The sequence below is a fragment of the Mucilaginibacter phenanthrenivorans genome (genome assembly GCF_024721155.1).
In the GTDB taxonomy this organism is placed as follows: domain Bacteria; phylum Bacteroidota; class Bacteroidia; order Sphingobacteriales; family Sphingobacteriaceae; genus Mucilaginibacter; species Mucilaginibacter phenanthrenivorans.
Genome location: NZ_JAHVAP010000006.1, coordinates 234,722 through 255,920, shown reverse-complemented (window position 1 = coordinate 255,920; position 21,199 = coordinate 234,722). Strand labels below are relative to the sequence as shown.

General features: G+C 42.5%; 16 protein-coding genes. 5 read left to right on the top strand and 11 right to left on the bottom strand.

Annotated features, from left to right (window positions below; genetic code table 11):
- Nucleotides 1-66 precede the first annotated feature (66 nt).
- From KXD93_RS16585 to KXD93_RS16575, 3 genes are all read left to right on the top strand, one after another.
- Complete coding sequence (locus KXD93_RS16585; protein ID WP_258138393.1) at nucleotides 67-480, top strand: response regulator; 414 nt, start codon at nucleotides 67-69, stop codon at nucleotides 478-480.
- A 99-nt stretch (nucleotides 481-579) separates the two neighbouring features.
- Nucleotides 580-987, top strand: coding sequence for a protease inhibitor I42 family protein (locus KXD93_RS16580; RefSeq protein ID WP_258138392.1), 408 nt, complete (start codon nucleotides 580-582; stop codon nucleotides 985-987).
- A gap of 241 nt (nucleotides 988-1,228) precedes the next feature.
- Entirely contained in the window at nucleotides 1,229-1,606 is a 378-nt protein-coding gene (locus KXD93_RS16575; RefSeq protein ID WP_258138391.1) for a response regulator, read from the top strand.
- A gap of 70 nt (nucleotides 1,607-1,676) precedes the next feature.
- On the opposite strand, the gene KXD93_RS16570 is transcribed toward KXD93_RS16575, so the two are convergent.
- Together KXD93_RS16570 and KXD93_RS16565 are read right to left on the bottom strand one after the other, a co-directional pair.
- Nucleotides 1,677-4,622, bottom strand: coding sequence for an outer membrane beta-barrel protein (locus KXD93_RS16570; RefSeq protein WP_258138389.1), 2,946 nt, complete (start codon nucleotides 4,620-4,622; stop codon nucleotides 1,677-1,679).
- Nucleotides 4,623-4,798: 176 nt separating this feature from the next.
- Nucleotides 4,799-5,749 carry a hypothetical protein gene (locus KXD93_RS16565; RefSeq protein ID WP_258138388.1) on the bottom strand — a complete coding sequence of 317 codons (951 nt, stop codon included), beginning with the start codon at nucleotides 5,747-5,749 and terminating at the stop codon, nucleotides 4,799-4,801.
- A gap of 215 nt (nucleotides 5,750-5,964) precedes the next feature.
- On the opposite strand from KXD93_RS16565, the gene KXD93_RS16560 reads away from it, so the two are divergent.
- Complete coding sequence (locus KXD93_RS16560; protein ID WP_258138387.1) at nucleotides 5,965-6,231, top strand: hypothetical protein; 267 nt, start codon at nucleotides 5,965-5,967, stop codon at nucleotides 6,229-6,231.
- A 183-nt stretch (nucleotides 6,232-6,414) separates the two neighbouring features.
- Here KXD93_RS16560 and KXD93_RS16555 read toward each other — a convergent pair whose 3' ends face one another.
- Nucleotides 6,415-9,021, bottom strand: coding sequence for a zinc-dependent metalloprotease (locus KXD93_RS16555; protein ID WP_258138386.1), 2,607 nt, complete (start codon nucleotides 9,019-9,021; stop codon nucleotides 6,415-6,417).
- A 166-nt stretch (nucleotides 9,022-9,187) separates the two neighbouring features.
- The gene (locus KXD93_RS16550; RefSeq protein ID WP_258138384.1) at nucleotides 9,188-10,378 is read right to left on the bottom strand and encodes an aspartyl protease family protein; all 1,191 of its coding nucleotides are present in this window, start codon (nucleotides 10,376-10,378) and stop codon (nucleotides 9,188-9,190) included.
- A gap of 124 nt (nucleotides 10,379-10,502) precedes the next feature.
- On the opposite strand from KXD93_RS16550, the gene KXD93_RS16545 reads away from it, so the two are divergent.
- A complete protein-coding gene (locus KXD93_RS16545) occupies nucleotides 10,503-11,828 on the top strand; it encodes a D-alanyl-D-alanine carboxypeptidase (protein WP_258138382.1) in 1,326 nt (441 codons plus the stop codon).
- Nucleotides 11,829-11,933: 105 nt separating this feature from the next.
- On the opposite strand, the gene KXD93_RS16540 is transcribed toward KXD93_RS16545, so the two are convergent.
- The 7 genes from KXD93_RS16540 to porX all read right to left on the bottom strand — a co-directional run bounded on the left by KXD93_RS16540 (nucleotide 11,934) and on the right by porX (nucleotide 21,155).
- Nucleotides 11,934-12,938: a YihY/virulence factor BrkB family protein gene (locus KXD93_RS16540; RefSeq protein ID WP_258138380.1), complete on the bottom strand. Its 1,005-nt coding sequence runs from the start codon at nucleotides 12,936-12,938 to the stop codon at nucleotides 11,934-11,936.
- A gap of 93 nt (nucleotides 12,939-13,031) precedes the next feature.
- Nucleotides 13,032-13,718, bottom strand: coding sequence for a M15 family metallopeptidase (locus KXD93_RS16535; protein WP_258138377.1), 687 nt, complete (start codon nucleotides 13,716-13,718; stop codon nucleotides 13,032-13,034).
- On the bottom strand, nucleotides 13,715-17,470 hold the full coding sequence (locus KXD93_RS16530) for a transglutaminase domain-containing protein (RefSeq protein WP_258138376.1): 3,756 nt from the start codon (nucleotides 17,468-17,470) through the stop codon (nucleotides 13,715-13,717). Before KXD93_RS16530 ends, KXD93_RS16535 begins: the two co-directional genes overlap by 4 nt.
- Before the next feature lie 8 nt (nucleotides 17,471-17,478).
- Nucleotides 17,479-18,705: an alanine dehydrogenase gene (locus KXD93_RS16525; RefSeq protein ID WP_258138375.1), complete on the bottom strand. Its 1,227-nt coding sequence runs from the start codon at nucleotides 18,703-18,705 to the stop codon at nucleotides 17,479-17,481.
- A gap of 53 nt (nucleotides 18,706-18,758) precedes the next feature.
- Entirely contained in the window at nucleotides 18,759-19,175 is a 417-nt protein-coding gene (gene tsaE / locus KXD93_RS16520) for a tRNA (adenosine(37)-N6)-threonylcarbamoyltransferase complex ATPase subunit type 1 TsaE (protein WP_258138373.1), read from the bottom strand.
- Between the two features lie 50 nt (nucleotides 19,176-19,225).
- The gene (locus KXD93_RS16515; RefSeq protein WP_258138371.1) at nucleotides 19,226-19,453 is read right to left on the bottom strand and encodes a hypothetical protein; all 228 of its coding nucleotides are present in this window, start codon (nucleotides 19,451-19,453) and stop codon (nucleotides 19,226-19,228) included.
- Nucleotides 19,454-19,601: 148 nt separating this feature from the next.
- Nucleotides 19,602-21,155 (bottom strand): T9SS response regulator signal transducer PorX, encoded by a 1,554-nt coding sequence (gene porX, locus KXD93_RS16510; RefSeq protein WP_258138369.1) that lies wholly within the window; start codon nucleotides 21,153-21,155, stop codon nucleotides 19,602-19,604.
- Between the last annotated feature and the right edge of the window lie 44 nt (nucleotides 21,156-21,199).

Genomic DNA, 21,199 nt, shown 5'->3' with positions numbered 1-21,199 from the left:
GGCGATTGTTGGAATGTGTTTTGCGTGTTGTATATTCCCTACACCAATACCTAATATACTACAGATATGATTAGTTTCCTGATGATCGACGATAACCCCATTGAACATCTTATTATGCAACGGATGTTTGATAAGTTTCATTTATTTCCCGATGCCGGGCACAGTCTGGACGCAAGGTTAAGCATGGATCTTTTTGAAAGGTATTATTTAGTAGCAGACGTATTACCCGATGTTGTGTTCCTTGACCTCAACATGCCGGGTTTTAACGGCTGGGATTTCCTGGAAGGATTCAATAAAATATACAAGCAAATTAAAAAGCCGGTTGATATTTATATCCTTTCATCATCAATAGATCCGAAAGACAAATTACTTACAGACAAATATGAATTTGTTAAGGCGAATATATGTAAGCCGGCGAAATTAGAGACGCTTCTTAATCTTTATTCGCTATACCAATCTTCCAAGCGCGCAGCCAGTTAAGGCTTGTTGTCCGCCGGGATTTTTTATCCTACTCCTGTAGCGAATTTTACAAGTACCGCGTAATGACTAATAACCAAGCCAATTTTTATACTTTATATCATGAGATTAAAGCTTACCATCATCGCGGTTTTCATAGCTATATTTACACAATGCATTTTATCCTGTAAAAAGGGAAACACTAATGATATGCAAATGATCCAGGTTGATGCACAGCAAAACGGCAAAACAATTGCCGTTTCAAAGGGACAAACAATAAAGATAACGCTGGGGAATCCGGGCGATGGCGGCTATTCTTTTAATGCACCCCAATACAACTCTGCCGTATTAAGTATCGGTAGCCACACACGGATCCTATCCACCACAGGTGCTGTTGGCGATGCCGGAAAGGACTCCTGGGAATTTACGGCCCTCACACCAGGCCAATCCGATTTAACATTTACAGCAACGCGCGGCAATGATGCAAGCAGCGCGATAACTATATTTTCGGGTAAGATTACTGTGAAATAACGCGCAAACTCAAGTCCCCGCATAGCCGATAGAAACCTCTCCTCCCTTCTGTCTTATATTTCAAATTAGGTGAATATCAACCTTTAATTTATTTGCATTACACCAGCATCTATACGGAAGTTTTTGCTGGATAAAGGGGTTTTCGGCAAAAACGCATCTCTCAAGTGGAAAATTCTTATATTAATAGGAAAACATTTGTTTTTATTGAATGGAATGTATAGCTTCACACAGCTCTTAGCCAATGAAAAACCACAACAAGAAGATCATTATTTTTGATGATGATGAAGACATCCTTTCTATTTGCAGTTTTATTTTAGAAGAACAAGGTTGGAAGGTAACCGCCTTCACTGATTGCAATAATATAATTGATAAGGTTTTGGCTATTATGCCCGATGTGATTTTGATGGATAACTGGATCCCGGATGATGGCGGAATTATTGCATCGCAGAAGCTTAAACAAAACGAAGTTCTGAAAAGTATCCCTATTATATATTTTTCGGCAAATAGCGATATTGAGCTGCTTGCAAATCATGCCGGCGCCGAAACATATCTTGCAAAGCCATTTGATTTGGAAGAACTGGAAAGAGTTATCAACTCGGTACTTGAACCTACCAGGTAAATAAGCGTAATTATTAAAATCAAAAGTCCCCGCCATATGAACCAGCGGGGACTTTTGTATATGTAGTAGTTTATTGGAGATCGCTGCTCGGACCGCCCGGAGGACCTCCTGGATTACCACCACCATCCCGGCCACCACCTCCGCCGCCTCTTCTAAATCCACGCGATGAAGGATCGCCCTGTAACGGAGATTTACCCGCAAATTTTTGTAAACGAAACGTGAACGTGGCTAAATAATAACGTGAAAGCTTATTGGTTTGTGTTTGTGTAATAGCGCTGGCAGTTGTATTTGATGTAAACGAGGTGTTTTCATTAAACAAGTCGTATGCTGCTAAGCGGATGGTCCCGCGGTGATCCTTCAAAAACCTGCGCTCAACATACATGTTTAAAATGTTAGGATTGGTTACCTTAATGTTTGAGGCGTAGCCATAGTTAACAGCCCTGCTGAATTCATAGCTAACTGTCCAGTCGCCAAAGTAATTTTTGCCGGTCACGCCGCTATTCCAGGTCCTTACGTTCGAGGTTCCGTTTGTAAAGTTGTTTTGTACTGAATTACTTGTTCTGTTGATAACGTAGTTGGTAAGGATCTGCGCATCAATATGGTCTGTAATATCAACCCGAAACGCTATCGACGGTGTAAGCTGCAGGTTTTTAGCGATGTTCTTCTGCATAGTTTGTGCAAAGCTTGCAGAATCCACATCCGTTAAATAACCCACATTATTATTGTATGCCACGTTCCCTGCTAATGTTAATGTATATTTGCGGTTTTCCCATGGCTTTGAATAGGTTACACGGCCATTAACGGTGTAATAACCATTGGCGTTTAAATATTGGGTTAGTATAGTGTTTTGAAACCTTTTATCAAGTGGATAATTTGAAGGATAAGTAATGGTATTGGTTACTACCTGGTTTTGAATGGTTGAAGCGTTTAAGTTCACAAAAAATACGTCGCCTGTAGCAATGCTGAAATTATTATACCTGATGGAGAAGTTATTGGTGAATTGCGGCTTCAAATTTGGGTTACCCTCGGTAGGGTACAAGGCATTCGAAAAATCAACAACAGGCTGCAATTGGGTAAAAGTAGGCTGGCTGCTTGATCCGTTATAATTTACGCTGAAATTTTTAGTTCTTGAAAAATTGTAAACAAACCTGGCCGATGGAATTACGTTGAACGTTGACTCGTGTGTAGTTATCCCGGTTGCCGGCGAAATTCCATCCAACACGGCAGGCTGTACGCCTACACCTAAAGTATAATTGTATTTTTTCTCGATAAAGCGATAGTTTAAACCCACCTTGTTTGTAGTGAAATTATAATTGTATTGTGTACTCAATGCGCTATCGCGTCTGAATACGTAGTTTGCAGGATCGTATAGTGTATCAGCTTCTTTATTATTGTCGGTATTTGTACGGCTGAAGGCATAGTTTAATTCCAGGTATGAGCGCTTGCCAAGTGGCTCAAGGTATGAAAGGTTTATGCCATATGTTTTTGAATGACTTTCGGTGTTTATAACCTGGTTCGCGGGCGCAGTGGGCACACCTGCGGTAAAATCGTATATGGGGTTTTGATAGCTATTGGTTTGGGTTGAGCTGAAACTTGCATTTATGCTCAGATTGCGGCGGTGCCCGAGCCTGCGATTATATAATGCAATAAATCCGAAAGTTGGCGCCTGCGAATCACCGGTTGTAGTTGATGTATAGGCTGAAGTGGTTACATTATTTCTTAAAAAATTAGAGTTTTCAAATTCGTTGGTATTGGTACCCGCGTATGAAAATGTTGGCGTAATCTTTAAATAGTTAACGGTGTCCGGCTTATACTCCATGTTCCATGTAAAGCGGTGGTTAATGTTCTGGTCGGTCTCGTTTGTTTGCTGCTGTTGAAGCGTGGGCCTTACCGGTGATGTATTTTGTTGTAAATTGTTGGTAATGGTATTTGTAGTGTTATCACCAAAACTGTAGCTGCCATAAACAGATAGTGCTTTTCCCCATTGATCGCGAAAGTTGGCGCCAATAGAATGTGCGTTGGTTGTACCGGTTTGCGAGGTTGTAAGGCTTCCGGTGTTTCCGCCACCGCCACCACCACCGCCTCTGCCTGCGTTGCCACGCCCGCCGCCGCCGCCGAAACCGCCGCCCGCAGTGGAACCAAACGAAACGGTACTTACATTTGTATTATTAATACTGCCTACAACTGCGATACTCTGATCGCCGTTAAATTTAAAAATGTTTAACGCGCCGATATAACGGTTTTGATCAGGAATACCGCGATCCTTTGGTAACACATCTTCACCGTCGCCGGCTGTTGCCTGACCGAAATAACCATAGTTTTTATCCTTACGGATGGTGATATTCATGATTTTATCAGGCTCACCGGTTTTTACCCCGGTTAGATTGGCCTGATCGCCGTAATCGTCAATCATCTGGATATTCTCAATCAGGTCGGCTGGGATGTTCTTAGTAGCGCTCTGCACATCGCCCCCCATAAAATCCTTACCGTTTATGCGCACCTTGGTAACTTGCTTTCCCTGTGTGCTTACATTGCCGTTAACGTCAACATCTACGCCCGGGAGTTTCTTTATGAGGTCCTCGGCAGGTGCATTTTCACGTACTTTATACGCGCTTGCCTGGTACTGCACGGTATCCTCTTTTATCGTTACCGGAACAACGCCAACGATGGTAACTTGATTAAGCATAGTAGATTCGGCTTTTAATACTATGGTGCCCAAATCCGCGGCATTGGTAGTATTATCAAGTGTATAGTGGCGTTTAAGCGGCTGATAGCCTATGTAAGTGATAGTAATAGTCACCTTAGAGCCTTTTATATTCTGGAAAACAAACTTCCCGTTCATATCAGCAATTGATATGGTGCTGTCGCCTTTGTCAGATACTAACTTTATACTGGCCGAGGGAACAGATAATTTGGTAGTGTCAATAACGGTGCCGTGTACTTCGCGTCCCGTTTGTGCGTTTGAATAACCGATGGAGAGTAGAGTGATTGCTATAGCAAAGAGTAAAGATTTCATTTCGTTTTAATGTGCCTCAGGGGTTAATAATATCGTTAAGACACTATTTAAGTACAAATGTTCAACAAAAATCCCTAAATAATTAATAATCATATCATTGTTACATATAAGCAAAAAAAGCCACCTGTTGCCAGGCAGCTTTTATATTTATAGAATATGAAGTTAGTACTTGCGTATTAATTTGATAAATGCAATGCTTTTGCTACTTCACTAAAGTTCCTGATGTTAAGATTAGGATTTGTTGCGTTTAACACTGTTACAGAAGTTCCAGGAATTACAACCACTCTAAAGTCAATTCCTGCTGCTTGAGTAAAGTTGGCTTTAAGGTCGATATAACCAACACCGTAGTCGTTAAAGTCAATGGTGTGGCCTGCTTCAGCATAAGGGATGGCAAACCAGCCAGTACTTGAACCTGTGTTGCGTAAATAAACCAAAACAGTTCCATTATCCACTATGCTTTGGGTAATTGCAGGCACGCTAAATTTGGTAAGGCCAGCTACAAATACGCCTTTATTTAAAAGTACAAAATTTTCAACGTTTGCGTTTCCGGGATCACCCTTATCACCTTTTGGTCCTTGTGCACCAGTAGCGCCTGTAGCACCAGTAGCGCCTTGTGCACCAGTAGCGCCAGTAGCACCTTGAGGACCAGTTGCCCCAGTTGCGCCTGTTGCCCCGGTAGCTCCTTTAGGGCCTGTTGCCCCGGTTGCTCCAGCGGCTCCTGTGGCACCTGTTGCTCCTGTAGCACCAGCAGCTCCTGTATCGCCCTTTGGTCCCTGAGCACCTGTAGCTCCGGTTGCACCTGTAGCGCCTGTAGCGCCTGTAGCACCAGGAGTCCCTTGGGCGCCAGTAGCACCTGTCGCTCCGGTAGCGCCCGTAGCACCAGTTGCGCCCGTAGCACCAGTATCACCCTTTGGTCCCTGTGGACCTACCGGGCCTCCCGCCGGACCCGCCGGGCCTTGAGGACCTGTAGCGCCGGTAGCACCCGTTGCGCCGGTAGCTCCTGCAGCACCAGTTGCGCCTGTTGCGCCGGTAGCTCCTGCAGGACCTGCAGTTTTGTCTTTTTTACAAGCTGTTATGCTAAAAAGGCATATAAATAAAATTGGAAATAAAAGTCGAAGTTGTTTCATATTCAAGTAATGATAATTGATTGTTATTTGGACTTTCTACGGGAATAATTTCCAATAGGTTACAATTGTTGTTATATGAATAAATTTTGCTTGAGATTTTAGAAAATTAAGTAGCATGATTGTGCACCATGGGGGCTAACAATTGTTTAAAAGTTAAATAGCATTGGGGTAACAATATGGCATAGTTTTCGTTAGAGATTAAAAAACATTAACCTATGGCTAACATCAATTTATCATTGCACGCTAAAGTGCACAGCTGGATCGACTCGATCGGATTCCGGCTCAACGGGTCTCAACCCGGAAAAAATAATGAAACCATTAATCATTATTTCTTCGAAACTTTCAACTTTTTTGAAAAGGCTAAGAATAATGATCTGAAAAATTCGAAATTTTTGTGCTTCGATGCGTATGGCGAAACAGTAAATGTTAAATCGCTGCTCGATCTGCAAACCGCGTTTTTCGAGAATATTAGTCAACTGTAGAGATCAGAGGCTGGAGATTAGAGATTAATTGAAGTATTTACAGATATTAGCCATATCAATATAAAAAACAATACACGCTGTATGTAATTTAATACGGCAAAAAAAGTCCCGTCTGTTTTACAGTACGGGACTTTTTTTTGAGCGATTATATCTGTGTTTCAGATTATTACCATTAAATCGGGATCAATAGTTTTCCAGCTTGCTTTTTTCAGGGACATCTTCCGTTAAACCCCTGCCACCAGGAGTTGCCGGCAAGTTTACTATAGGCCTTGTCGGATTTAAGGCTTCCTTTATCCTGAGGTGCAAATCGGTATAATGAGCTGTAGTAATAGCGTCACCTCCTTTAGGCAGTTTTGCATCAATAGTTTTTAGTTCAACGCGTACCATTGGTCTGATGTCAGACAGTGCCATGTTTATAGGCGTTAAACCATAATTGGCTAAAGCAGTTGCAGATACGCCTGGAATCCCCTTATAGTCGTCGTTGAGCAAACTTTTTAAATCTTCTATATATCCGCGCTGCAGGTTACGTTTAAAGGCATCAGGCCGGCCGGCAGTAAAGATTCCTCCGCGCAGGTCGGTGAATAGTTCAGCAACAGTGTATGCCTTGCTGCCATTTCTGGCTTCGTTGTCATACATACGTGATAATCGTGAGGGTGAAAGTATGTTACCCAATGTAGCAACCTGGAGGCTTTTGATCCTGTTCAGCATAACACCGTTATCAAATTTGGCCAGTTCCTGGCTGTCGTACAACCATAATGGGGTTGTAAACAATTCCTTGTTAAAGAATGACACGGCATCTCGTTGCAGGCCTTTCGGCACAAAATCATAAACAGGGCCCGACTGGTCGTATGTTTTAAAGTTTTCGTTCATGCCCCCGATGTTTGTTGCAACGTGGCCCATGTAACGATAAAATTGATTTAATACTTCGCCGTAAATTTCCTGCAGGTCACTGTAGTCTTCGCCTGGTTGGTAAGTCCATTTCTCGATATTTGGTAAGATGCGCTTGAGGTTTGCAATACCGTAGGTACTTGCTTTCATGGCATTGTCGCCAAGGTCCTCATTTTGTAAGCGGGGATCAATGCTTGTACCCTGGCGGCCGTAGTAGTAAAGCGGATTGCCTGCTTTTGCCTTTGTCCAAACATCAAGTGTTTCTTTTTCCTGTTTAGGCGTTTTTTTGCCAGGGAACCAGGTATAACCCCATTTTATAGCCCAAAGGTCATACTCGCCAATTTGTGGGTATAGGTGGGTTACGCCATCGCCCGGCTGTGCAATGTAGTTAAAGCGGGCATAGTCCATAATTGATGGCGCCGTGCCATGCTTGTCGGTAAATGATTTTGACCGTAATGAGTCAACCGGGTAAGCATAGCTGGAACCGAAGTTATGCGGCAGGCCAAGCGTGTGCCCAATTTCATGTGATGATACAAAACGGATCAGTTCGCCCATTTGTTCGTCAGTAAACTTTGCCTTGCGTGCTTCGGGGTTCACTGCTCCGGTTTGTACAAAATACCAGTTGCGCAATAATTCCATCACATTATGATACCAACCCACATGACTTTCCAATATTTCGCCGGTGCGCGGATCGGAAAGGTGCGGCCCATAGGCGTTCTCAACATTCGAGGCAAAGTATCTTACCACACTGTAACGTGCGTCTTCCGTGCTAAATTCAGGGTCTTCCTTAGCTGTGGGTGCTGCCTTTCCAACAATTGCGTTTTTGAAGCCGGCTGCTTCAAAGGCTTTGTTCCAGTCGTTAATACCTGCTATCAAGTAAGGCACCCACTTTTTAGGTGTAGCCGGATCGATATAAAATACTATTTGCTTTTTAGGTTCAACAAGTTCGCCCTTTTCATAAGCAGCCTCGTCCTTAGGTTCCAGTTTCCAGCGATGGATATAAGAGGTAACTTCTGCCTTTTGCGCATCACTGCCGTAGTCAGTCTGGCTTTGCCCAAAAAAACCAACTCTGGCATCACTTAAACGGGCCTTCATGGGGGTTTTCGGTAACAATAGCATCGAGGTGTTTAATTCAAATGTTATTGCTGCGTTGGTGTTGTCGGTTGGTGATTCAGCCGAACGGTATGTTTTTAATGTGCGGGCCTCAATATTTATAGGGAAGCTTTTGATAGTATCAATGTACGATCTCGAATTATCCAAAGCCGAAATTTTATAAGCTTTTTTGAGATCGTCTGAAATGGTTATCGCAGCTATGTCTCCATTGTAAAAGTCGGTAACGTCAATCACAACACCGGTTGTATCCTTGTTGTAGGCTTTTATATCAAACGAAGCCAGCACAACATCAAGATTTGAGTTCTTTACCGATTGGTACATATCACTTGTGCTATCAGCCCTTACCGAAAAACTTGGCACGCGGATAAACACCTGCTTGTCATGGCGCTCCCATTTCCATACCTGGTCGTTTGCTTCCTCGCCGCCATATTGCTGGTTTGAAACTTTGATATTAGTTGGTGTTTTGGCAAGCCGGGTAATAACCTCCATTTCACGGTTCAGCAGTGAATCCGGAATCTCGAAGTAGTATTTACCATCTACCTTGTAGGTGTTGAAAAGTCCCTTGTCCACTTTGGTTTTGGCAGGTATAAGGTCGCCGAATTTCTTAATGCCTTCCTTTTTGCCGGCGCCTATTGTAGCAGTAGCGCTTGATCCTGTAGGGGTAGAAGTGGTTTTAAGCGTGACAGTTTGTGCTGCAGCCTCCTTTTTTGCCTTACATGAACCTGTAATTACTGCAATAATTAAGGCTGACAAGCACAGATAATAGTTAGTACGTAATGATTTCATCATATATTAATAGTTAAATAAATCAGGTAAAATGTAAACTTATGGAAAATACAAACTATTTCGAAATAGCAACATTTTTGTTACAACTTAAAGGTAGGGATTTGTAAGGGCGAAGTGTGCGGACCGGGCGCATTAGGGAGCAACCTTTGCATGTGATTGGCTAATTATGTTATATCCGCCGCTTCAGGGTGAGGATTACATCGTCCCTCCGATTGTCGTGGTAGATCTCCAACAGCAGACTGCGGTCATTTTGCGACTTGAAAATATTATCTATTTGTTCCAACGTCATTTTCATAACCGGTTTTAAATTTATCATCAGTATTTCATCATCCTTTTCCAATCCTATCATGTCTGCAGGTGAACCCGGTTCAACGCGGCTGATAATTACCCGGTTAAAGTCTGTACCGGAAGCGTAATATTCCAGTCCGCTCATATCATGCTCAAATGGCGTTTTAAAATTTATCCCCTGTTGTAAGTAAATAACGCTGTCGGGGTAGTCAATAATTACATTAAACCGTTTCAGAATTCCTATCCCAAGATTCCCGTCCCGTTTTACCGCCAGCGATTTGAACTGCTCTCCTTCGGGAAACGACGTTATCACATTCTTAAGTTTGAACTTACCAATATCCAGTTCCTTTACCCTGCTCAGGAAGCCATTTACCGGGCCGGTTAATCCTACTCCTAAATTAGCAGCAATGAACTTTTCAGGAAGGCCGTTTTTATTAATAACATTTTCAAGCGAAAGCGAATGACCGGCGCCAAGGTCCAGGATCAACTTATCCTCAGCTTTGCTACCATCAGGAAATACAATCCTGGTTTTTATGTAAGGCTTCCTGTCCTCAACTGTTATCGGGATTTTATTGCCCTTCCTGAAAATACGCATATCTATTGGCCTCGAAACAGATAAGGTGCTGTCTGAAAAGTTGATTTTAACGGCCAGATTGTTAAAAAACTCATAACCCAGTAGACCATGTATTGGAATACCTGCAAAATTCGAAAGCCCAAAATGATCGGTTTTTAATATAGCCGCAGCAACATCATAACTAACCAACCCGGGAATCTGTATGTTTAACGACGAAGTAACATAAGCTTCGTAGGCATCACCCTCGCCAATGCCAGATATTTTTAAGGTGCGCTTGTTAACAATGTTTATCGAATCGACCAACTTTGGATCAGTGATCAGCATGAGGCCTACACCGGTATCCAAAATGAAATTGAAGGGACCCTTGTTGTTTATGGTTAACTTTATAATGATCATATCCCTGATCATTTGGAACGGAATAGTAACATGTTTCCGGTTATCCTTCATGTCAAAGTATTGGCCGCTCACAGATAAATGGCTGCAACATAACAGCATCATCAGTATAACAACACGAAATAAAGTATACCCCTTAACGGGGCGTTTTATACTATGGGAGAGACTAATCAACAAACGTTTATATTTGGTTAATAAATATACGCATTAATCATATAAAATTAACATCGTGCAAGGAAAAGTATATATAATATTAGTTGTTGTTTTGAGTCTTTTTATAACTTTTCATGACGCAGATGCGGGCAAAATAAGAAAGCGGAAAATCAAAAAACAGTTCAAGCATTCGCAGGTAATGAACAATCATTTTACCGGGTTTGCGTTGTACGATCTCGACAATAAAAAAATGATTTATGAGCTTAATGCTGATAAATATTTTACGCCTGCATCAAATACCAAACTCTTTACTTTTTATACCTGCCTTAAAATGTTGGGCGACTCGGTACCCGCTTTGAAATATATTATCCGGAATGATTCACTTGTATTTTGGGGTACAGGCGATCCGTCGTTTTTACACAGCGATTTGCGCGGAACCAACGCATGTGATTTTTTAAAGCGCAGCGGAAAAAAGCTTTTCTTTTCCCCGGGAAACTATAACAGTACATTTTTTGGCGCAGGCTGGGCCTGGGACGATTACAATGATTATTACCAGGCCGAGATAACCGAACTTCCCATTGAGGATAATGTCGCAGTTGTTTATGCCGATAAGAATGATTCGCTTCAAATCAGCCCATCATATTTAAAGCGGTATTTAAAATGCGATACGCTTTTTCATCCGGCTAAGTTTACAGTAAGGCGCGATTTTGCAGGTAATACGTTCGTTTACCCGTTTATGCCTTTGCCCAAAACCTTTAAACAGGAAATTCCATGGAAAACCAGCGCCGAACTAACCGCAGCTTTACTACAGGACACCTTAAAACTGCCGGTTAACATTATCCATTTGGCAATGCCGGCTGGTGCCAAAACATTGTACAATACCAACGCAGATTCGGTTTATAAACGGATGCTGCAACCCAGTGATAACTTTATTGCAGAACAGTTGCTGCTGGCCTGCTCGTCAACCAGATTTAAAACCCTCAGTACCGATTCGGTGATAAATTATTCAAAAGCTCATTTTTTAAATGATCTGCCCGATTCAGTGCAATGGGTTGATGGCTCAGGGCTTTCACGCTATAACCTTTTTACGCCGAGGGACATCATCGGGCTTTTGTGTAAGATCCTGGATGAAGTGAAGAATGAAGACCTGGTTCATAGCCTGCTTCCTGCCGGTGGTGCGGCAGGGTCGATTAAAAGGATTTATAAAACCGAGAACGGGAAACCTTTTGTTTGGGCGAAAACAGGGTCGTTATCAAATAATTATAACCAAAGCGGCTACCTGGTCACCAAAAAAGGCAAGCGGCTGGCTTTTTCGTTTATGAATAACAATTCAATCCAGCAGGATACCGTGGTAAGAAATGAATTGGTAAGGATTGTGACGTTTATACATGATAGCTATTAGTTGATAGTTCATGGTTCATAGCCGGAACAAGAGCATCAGTTTATTTGGAAATTCAGTTCAGTACCGGGCACGGTGCCTTTTTTTCTATGAACTATGAACCATCAACTATGAACTTTCCTTCGCCTCCGGCTTTAAACTCCCCTTAAGTTCAGGGTTTTGTGCGGGGAGTACCTTAACATCTCTTATTACTTCCGTTTGCTGTACGCTCACTGCATATTCTGCCGGCTCGATATGGCTGCCAATGGCTTCGGCATATACCTGGGTAAATTCGGCACCTATATAAAGTATTGCTGCTGTATAATAGATCCAAACCAATATCACCAATATAGAACCGGCAGCGCCGTAAGCTGAGCTTTTTGCTGTGTATTGGATGTATACATTAATGGCGTATTGGCCCAACATGAAAAGTATTGCTGTAAAAAAGGCCCCGGTGCGTACATCCCGCCATTTTATCTTTACGTCCGGTAAAAACTTAAAGATTATTCCAAAAAGTATCGATATTATGATGAACGTAATCCCCAGGTTTATTCCCTTTATCAGAAGCGTAGTAATGGCGTGCAGAAAATGGCCTATCCAACTGCTTAAGGCGGTCATTATCACACTTAACACCAGCGATACCAGCATTAAAAAGCCAAGGCTGATAATTAGCGAAAACGATATGAAGCGATTTTGAATAAGCTTTACCCATCCCTTTTTTGGCTTAGCCTTCACCCGCCAGATAATATTCAACGAATCCTGGATCTCGATAAATATACTGCTGGCCCCAATTAACAGGGTTACAACGCCTATAACCACCGCAGTGCCCGACTTGCCCGACAATTGGAGCTTTTTTAAGATGTCCTGGATTTGCAAAGCCGCAGTTTGACCCACGTAATGTTGTATTTGAGGATAAAGCTTATCTGATGTAGCATCGGCTCCCCAAACCAAACCTGCTATTGAAATGATAAGGATGAGTAGCGGGGCAATGGAAAAAATGGTGTAATAAGCCAAGGATGCGCTTAGTTTTAATCCATTATCATTGATGAAACCCATAAAGGTTGCCACCAATATTTTCCAGATTTCTTTAAAGTATGCTTTGCTGAAGACCTTCATGCTTGAGTTAAATGCCATGGTAACGTATAATGCTGTATCACCTTAAATTTAATTAATCTATTATACAATATTTTACAGTCCGAAATGTTTGTATGAATTTTAAGAAGCTTATTAAATGGCAGCAAACGGTATATCGAGCAGGGGGTAATTGGGCCAGCCATTATAATCATAGTGCCACCATTCGGTCGATATAACTTTAAAGCCATGGGCTGCCATTACACTTTTTAGTAGCTCCCGGTTATCAATTTCCTGTTTGGGTAATTCGGCATAGTTTGCTCCGGCCTTCCTGCTAAAGCTATCAAAACCGGTGGGCATATCCGTGTCCTTACCTGTTTTTAAATCGATAAGGCCAAGATCGATAGCACAACCCCGGTTGTGTTTTGAGCCTTTCTTCGGATCAGCAACAAAGTTGGTGTCGGGCGTTTCCTTATAAAACTTTACCGTGACCGAATAGGGGCGATAGGCATCGTAAATTTTAAGGCCAAGCCCGCGGGTTTTCAGATCAGCCTCCACATCCTTTAGCGCCATAACTACCGGCAGCCGGGCAAATGCCCTCGCCTGCTGGTACATTTTGCGGTGCATAAAATTATTGGCGGTGGCATACCTGATGTCAAGGGTAATTTCGGGAATATACTTTTTTATCTCCACCAATTTTTTATTGGGATCAGCCTTTACCTCCTCCAAATACTGCGCCTGGTTTTCAACGTGCAAAATGCTGCTGTAGTCCTGTGCTTTTGCTGCTTTAAGGCCGCAAAGCAGAGGGATAACGAAAATCAGTTTAGAGTAGCTTTTTATCATTTCATTGCAAATTCCTTGTTATCCGAATCCACCATCTTTTTAAAGAAGGTATTAAACTCTGCTGCCCTTGCAGCCGGAACAACTTCCTTTAATAGCTTAACAGTACGTGTGATGGTTATTTTGTTGCCTATTTGTTTTGGAATAATGCTGTATTCAATAATGTCGTTCTTAAGCACCACCGGGGTAATGGCCTCCACCATTTTTTTGCCGGGAGCCAGGTTCACAGTTATTGTTTCAACTACATTATCGGCGTCGAATACCTGGCTTAAGTCGATGTTTGAGTACCTGGGCAAGGTGATCTGCAAATCTCCCGCCGATGCCTTGCCCGACCATGGCAACGTGAAAATGTAAATGCTGCCAATGGTTTTCACGTAATTTTTCAACTCGTAGCCCAGGTCCATGTAAACCGTATCGCCAACGTTTTTGCGCTCTATAAAGCGGTATTTCAACTTTGAAACCTCGTTATCGGCATCCATCGAGGCCAGGGCTTCCTTCATGTTTTTAATCTGATCCTTGGTTGACAAGTCGCCTAATGATTCGCGCATCGAACCTGCAATTGCTGCGGTTTTATACGTTTTCTCATCAATCAACATGTCCTTGTCCCTGAAGTTGACGGTTGTATTTCTTTTTACATTGTTGGCCTTGCGGGTTGTTGGATCAAGGTAAGTAGTGCCGGTAATATTCGCAGTGCCGATATCAAGCATGGTAGAGTTTAATGAACTGTTAAACAAACTGCCGAAAGGCAAGTACTGCGATGTAAGTTCGATATAATAATCACGGTTATTTAATACCACCTTTGCCATACAATGGTTAAAGTCGATACTCGGTAAAGGCATGGTAAGCACGCCGTTGTCGTGTGTTTTCACCAATACCAGTTGTGCAGGTATACCGGCTTCCTTGCACATGGTAACAAAAAGGGTTGAAACATCCTTACAATCCCCAATGCGGGTGTTGATCACATCAGCGGGGTTTTGCGGGATCAGCCCGCTTTGCCTGAATGACACTTCGCTGTAGGAAATGTTTTTGGTGATATAATTATAGATCTTTTCAACCTTTTGCAGCGCAGTAAGGTTTGGTTGCCCGCCAAAAAGATCGCGCACAACTTCCTTTACTTCGTAATTGGTACGGGCCTTGGCCGAAGCAAGGTCATTATACCATTCGGATATAAATTTCCAGTCGGGTATTGAGGTTAGGTACAGTATGTTAGCCACATCGTCAAGCGGCGGCATTTTATCCTCGTACTGTAAGCTTTCCTGCTTGTCCTTTTGCCAAACGTACATATCAAAATCATCAACCGAAGTTTTTACAGGTGTAATTGGAGCCTGCGAAAATTTATAGTTGAATTTTTGGTTTTTACTGATCAGCAGTGAATATTTTGATGTCACAAATGGCCTGCCGCTCGAAAAATAATACGAATCCCAGAAATAGCCCGAAAGCTTGCCCTGCGAATAGCTGCTGGTTTTGTAGCGGATGTTTATTACATCGCCAATTTCAAGATTGGTGAATACAAGGTTATTGTCATTTGTTTCAGCAGGCACCTTGCTGCCATTTGCCTTTATAACTTCAGCGGTTTCAACTACCAGGTCCTCCCACTTATCGTAATCAATGGCATATTCTTTCCAGCTGTCTATTCCCTTCTGGTTAAGCACCTTTATAGTAATAAATGTTTTTTGCTCCGATCCGCCCTGTGCGTATACAACCTTTTGTACCTCCTCGTTTAACGTTACCACGTTATCATCAGGGTAATCGGTAGCCTTTGGCGCGGCTTTAATTATTGCGTCAACGTCGGGCTCCTTAAAATAGCTAAAAACATCTTTTTTATCCTGAAGCTTACGCAGCGCCTTTATTGATTCATAATCATTTTGGTTAAGCTCAAGACATTTCTGATAGTACAGGATGGCCTTGTCCTTATGATTACTCATCTCGTTAATTTTTCCTAACGAAGAATAGTAGGTGCTGATAGTAGGGGCAATCCTGATGCAGTTTAAATAGCATTCTTCACTTTTATCGTATTGCTGCAAATTATAATACTGGTTGCCCAGGTTTGAGTATATGCCAGTGCCGTAAGGCTTATTTTTAATTTGATCTTGCAATACCTTTATCCCGGCGGGAGCATTGCCCGCAGCGAAATAGGCATCAGAAAGTTCCTTGGCCACGGCGTAGTTGTCATTGTTGTCGACGTAAGTTTGCAGGATATCAAGCGCCTTCGGATTTTTCCTTACCTGTTTTTCAATTGCATATTTTAATTCAGCAAAATCTTTATTGTCGGGAAATTTGGCGTAGGCTTCTTCGCCTAGCTTTATAACTTCGTCCTGGTTTTTATTTTTACCGGCCAGGTTTATTTTGCTCTCGTACAGAAACGCGCCTAATGTTGGCATTTGCGCTTCTATCTGTTTGATCATATCCGCTGCCTTGTCATAGTCCTTTTGGGTATTATACTCGGTATATTTCCAGATCAGAGCATCCGGAAGGGTAGGGTCGAGGTTCTTAATGGTTTCCTTAATGGTTTCAGAGCCGGTGCGGTTGTCTTCCTTGTTAAATACTTCATACAGCATCACGTTTACAAAGGAGCTGTTCGGATATTTCTTTTTTAACTCTTCAATCAGTAATCTCGCCTCATAGGTACGCTCGTTACGCAAGTATGCCTTTGCCAGGAGCACCTTCGGAAGCGCAGCATCGGGTGACTTTTTTATTTCGTCTTCAAAATAGGTAATTGCAAAGGGCTCCGTTTTCTTAGATTCAATTTTGGCAACCTTAACGTAGGGCTGTGCCTTTGCCTCGCTAATAAGGTTGGGAATAGGATGCCCGTTATTATCAGTTAGCCTCACCAAAAAGTTCGACCGACCAGCGTAACTCTCTCCAATCTGTACAAGGATGCGGTTATATCCTTTGTTTAATTTTACACTTTGAATGTAGCTATCCAGATCATTATTCCGTTCTTCGGGAACAGCCAGCAACAGGGCATCATTAACCCATACCTTCACCGAGCCGGAAACGCCTATGCGGAATTGCACTTCCTGCTCCTGTTCCGATTTTACAAAAGTTTGCGAATAAATTATGGAGTTGTCGGAATTGGTGTAATAAGTGAAGTCCACCCATTTGTCGTGCCGCAAATCGGTAACATCATGCCAGCCTATCTTGGCACCACGCTTGGTTGTAAACACGGCATCAGCTTCCGGATGATCTATAGGGTCATATTTGCGATCGAAGCCGCTGGTTGAAATATTTTCAAACTCACCTGCTATCTGCCATTTGTCAAGTGCGCCGGTCTTTGCATATTCAGCGTCTGCCTTATCAAACTGGTTGCCGGCCTCAAAATGTTTGCCTGTCATTGCGCTGGCCATGGCTGCCAACATACCGTCATAGTCCTTGTTTTCGGCTACTGATTTAAAAAAGGCCAGTTCCTCGGGTCTTTTTTTGCCCGATGTTGGGTTAACCGACTCGGTAGACCATAAGGCATAAATATATGGCTGCGGATATTTGCTTTTTGAACAGAACTTCTGAAAATTGTCAAATGATTCAGACGACGGCCTATCCATGTGTGCCAGCAGACTCAGCCCCAGGTAGCCCTCTGCTGCGGATGCATTATCCTGTTGCGTTGCCGTGGTAAATAATTTACGGGCATCGTCACGCTTGTTGTCAAAAAAAGCCTGCCAGGCATTTTGTAAGTTGGTTTGTGCATAAAGATTGCTGCACAATAGTGTTAAAATCAAAAAAACAAATGATTTTAAAAGGTTATAGGGTTTAATCATGTGATAAATTAGCGGTGCGAAACGATAAGCAGGTCAAGATCTTTACAGGAGATTGAAAAGCGCTCGCCAATGTGTTTGTTGGTTAATTGTCCTTTGTAAATATAAACGGAATCACGCATCCCTGACTTTGCCCAGATCAGGTCCTTAAGGCCGCCATGTTCACCAATATCCAGCAGTATGGGCGCAAAAATATTGGTTAACGCATACGTTGCAGTGCGCGCCACGCGCGAAGCGATATTAGGTACACAATAATGGATAACATCATACTTCCTGAACACAGGATGCGTGTGGTTAGTTATTTCCGAAGTTTCAAAACAGCCGCCCTGGTCAATGCTCACATCAATGATTACTGAGTTTGGCTTCATCTTGCTGACGGTGGCCTCCGAAACTATGCACGGACTGCGGCCATCTTCGGCACGCATTGCTCCAATGGCAACGTCGCAGGTGGTAATTGCTTTTTCAAGCACGATGGGTTGTACAACCGATGTAAACACCCGGCTGCCAATATTATTCTGTAGCCGGCGCAACTTATAAATGGATGGATCGAAAACCTTCACTTCTGCGCCTAGTGATATGGCAGTACGTGCGGCATATTCGCCTACGGTGCCTGCGCCTAAAATTACAATTTCCGTTGGTGGTACACCTGTAATCCCACCCAGCATCAGGCCCTTACCATCAAAAATGTTGCTTAAATATTCGGCTGCTATCAGTATGGATGTAGCGCCTACAATCTCGCTCATGGCCCGTACCACACTTAGGGAGTTTCCTTCATCGCGCAGGTGCTCAAAACAAAGCGCTGTGATCTTTTTGTTGATCATTGCATGGATCGTTTCAGCTTTAAGTGATGATAGTTGCAGTGCGGATATCAGCGTTTGGCCAGGTTTCATCATTTCTATCTCCTCCAATGTGGGTGGAGCGATTTTTATGATGATGTCGGCCTCGTATACCTTTTTAGTATCGTAAACAATTTGTGCTCCCTGTTCGCTGTAATCCTTGTCTGAGAATTTAGCGGCCTGCCCGGCGTTGCTTTCCAGCATTACTTCGTGCCCGTTATTAATTAACAAGGCTACCGATAAAGGTGTTAAGGGAATCCTGTTTTCCTGGAAGGAGATCTCTTTGGGGATGCCGATGTAAAGTTTGTGTTTTTTATTCTTTACCTCGAGCATTGATTCCTGTGGCTGCATCAAAGCCTGCCTGGCAATATCCGAAAACCCACTATATTTCCCTGAACTCATTGTGTGCTAATTTCTGGCTGATGAAGATAAGGAAAAAACAAATTATCTTTAAATTAAATTTGCGCTATAATTATCTGCCTTGAGTTATCGGGAAGTGTGGTAATTTTCACTTCAATATAATGATCGGGTAACAGATCCGGGATCTTCTCCGGCCACTCAATAAAACAATAGGCGTCTGAATAAAAATATTCTTCATAGCCCATATCAAGTGCTTCCGTTTGGTTTTTCAGGCGATAGAAATCAAAGTGATAAATCCTGTTTTTTGTGCCGATGTATTCATTAACGATAGAAAAGGTTGGGCTGGTTACCGGCTCGGTAGTCCCGAGGCATTCACACAACGATTTAATGAGCGTGGTTTTTCCGGCACCCATATCACCATAAAAAAGAAAAATACGATTAGCCTTTGCAAAGGAAATTATTTCGGATGCAAGGGATGGGAGTTGGGTAAGGGAGGTAGCAGTTAAAAGCATACGTATTAATTCAATTCATCACGAAGGTGTTTTTGGATAACTAAAGCGTTTTAATTACCTCTCAATTTGCCGTTGAATTTTTTAGCATCGAAACCATTTAGTTGTTCGTCATGGGTTAGGCTATTTGAAACTTCATCCCAATTCAAAAGTCGTTCAGGATTTTCTTTTATTTTTTCAAGTCTTGTTAATACCAAACTTTGATGCGTCACAGGAATTTCTGTTATTCCTATAAGTTTCGCTAATACTAAATTCTGATGTTCCTTGTTCGGCTTTTTCATGATAATCAATCTGAAGGGCTTATCAAACTCTGTCATTGCGAGCGATAGCGCGGCAACCTCGTTGTAAGCATGTCGGACATGAATAGTTACGAGGTTGCTTCGTCGTTCCTCCTCGCAATGACAGGAGAGGGTACAAATTTAATATTTTTTACTTAGGCCCGTAAACCGCGATCGGTATTAACACTTCCTCTAACGAAATGCCCCCATGCTGGAAGGTCTCATTATAGAAATTAACGAAGTGATTGTAATTGTTCGGATAAACAAAATAGCTGTCTTCCTTGGCGAATACAAAGCTGGAACTCACATGCAGCTTGGGCAGCATGGCATCGTGTGGGTTACGTACGTGGAATACTTCCTTCGGGTTAAAATTAAGATTTTTGCCTTGTTTGTACCGCAGGTTGGTATTGGTGTTCCTGTCGCCCACAATTTTACTTGGGTTTTTAACTCTGATGGTACCGTGGTCGGTAGTGATAACAACACGTACCTGTTTTGCAGCTAAGAATTTAAGCAGGTCGAATAATGGCGAATGCTCAAACCAGGATAGGGTTAATGAACGGTAAGCAGCATCATCACTCGCCAGTTCGCGGATCATTTGCATGTCGGTACGGGCATGCGACAGCATATCAACAAAGTTGTAAACCACCACATTCAGTTCATTTTGCATCAGGTTGCTAACCGACTCATTCAAGGCACGACCCTCATCAATGTTTAAGATCTTATGATAGGAGTGCTTAATATCCCTGCGTAGTACCCGTTTTAACTGGTCGGTTAAAAAGCTTCCTTCAAATAAGTTCTTTCCACCCTCGTCTTCGTCGTTTTGCCACATTTCAGGATAACGTTTCTCCATATCCAATGGCATCAAGCCCGAGAAGATGGAGTTACGCGCATATTGTGTAGCTGTAGGTAAAATACTATAATATGCATCTTCCTCTTCCAGCCTGAAATATTCGGTTAAAATAGGATTGATGATCTTAAACTGATCGTACCTTAAATTATCTATCAATATAAAAAATACCGGCCCTTTACCGTCAAGCAATGGGAATACTTTCTTTTTTAATAGCTGTGAGGAGTTGATAGGCGCGTTCTCAGGCTCCTTTAACCAGCGTAAATAATTGCGCTCAATAAACTTACAGAATTGAACATTGGCCTCGGCCTTTTGCAGGGTAAGGATCTCGTGCATTCCGGCATCTTCCAGTTGCTCCAGTTCCAGTTCCCAGTAAATTAATTTTTTATAAACATCAACCCATTCCTGGTAGCTCAGGTTATCATTCAGGGTCATGCCCAGGTTGCGAAAATCCTGCTGGTAGGCCATTGTGGTTTTTTCGGTAACCAGCCGTTTATTTTCAGTAAGCTTTTTGATGGTAAGCTGGATCTGTTTCGGGTTTACCGGCTTGATCAGGTAATCATCAATCTTGGAGCCAATGGCGTCTTCCATCAGGTATTCTTCCTCGTTCTTGGTGATCAGCACAATAGGGACATCGTTATTGATATTCTTAATCTGCGACAATGTTTCCAGCCCGGTTAAGCCCGGCATATTTTCATCTAAAAAAACAAGATCGAAATGGTTATTTTTGAACGCTTCAACGGCGTCATTGCCGTTGGTAACGGTAGTTAGCTTGTAGCCTTTTTCTGTTAGGAAAAGTACGTGGGGTTTTAAAAGGTCAATCTCGTCATCGGCCCATAATATAGTGGTATCCTGCATGGTATGTATTTTAAGTAGATTGTTCTAAATTAGGATTTTAGATT

Coding starts and splice junctions, on each gene's coding strand:
- KXD93_RS16585 (WP_258138393.1), top strand. CDS start 67: ATGATTAGTTTCCTGATGATCGACGATAACCCCATTGAACATCTTATT.
- KXD93_RS16580 (WP_258138392.1), top strand. CDS start 580: ATGAGATTAAAGCTTACCATCATCGCGGTTTTCATAGCTATATTTACA.
- KXD93_RS16575 (WP_258138391.1), top strand. CDS start 1,229: ATGAAAAACCACAACAAGAAGATCATTATTTTTGATGATGATGAAGAC.
- KXD93_RS16570 (WP_258138389.1), bottom strand. CDS start 4,622: ATGAAATCTTTACTCTTTGCTATAGCAATCACTCTACTCTCCATCGGT.
- KXD93_RS16565 (WP_258138388.1), bottom strand. CDS start 5,749: ATGAAACAACTTCGACTTTTATTTCCAATTTTATTTATATGCCTTTTT.
- KXD93_RS16560 (WP_258138387.1), top strand. CDS start 5,965: ATGGCTAACATCAATTTATCATTGCACGCTAAAGTGCACAGCTGGATC.
- KXD93_RS16555 (WP_258138386.1), bottom strand. CDS start 9,021: ATGATGAAATCATTACGTACTAACTATTATCTGTGCTTGTCAGCCTTA.
- KXD93_RS16550 (WP_258138384.1), bottom strand. CDS start 10,378: ATGATGCTGTTATGTTGCAGCCATTTATCTGTGAGCGGCCAATACTTT.
- KXD93_RS16540 (WP_258138380.1), bottom strand. CDS start 12,938: ATGGCATTTAACTCAAGCATGAAGGTCTTCAGCAAAGCATACTTTAAA.
- KXD93_RS16535 (WP_258138377.1), bottom strand. CDS start 13,718: ATGATAAAAAGCTACTCTAAACTGATTTTCGTTATCCCTCTGCTTTGC.
- KXD93_RS16530 (WP_258138376.1), bottom strand. CDS start 17,470: ATGATTAAACCCTATAACCTTTTAAAATCATTTGTTTTTTTGATTTTA.
- KXD93_RS16525 (WP_258138375.1), bottom strand. CDS start 18,705: ATGAGTTCAGGGAAATATAGTGGGTTTTCGGATATTGCCAGGCAGGCT.
- tsaE (WP_258138373.1), bottom strand. CDS start 19,175: ATGCTTTTAACTGCTACCTCCCTTACCCAACTCCCATCCCTTGCATCC.
- KXD93_RS16515 (WP_258138371.1), bottom strand. CDS start 19,453: ATGAAAAAGCCGAACAAGGAACATCAGAATTTAGTATTAGCGAAACTT.
- porX (WP_258138369.1), bottom strand. CDS start 21,155: ATGCAGGATACCACTATATTATGGGCCGATGACGAGATTGACCTTTTA.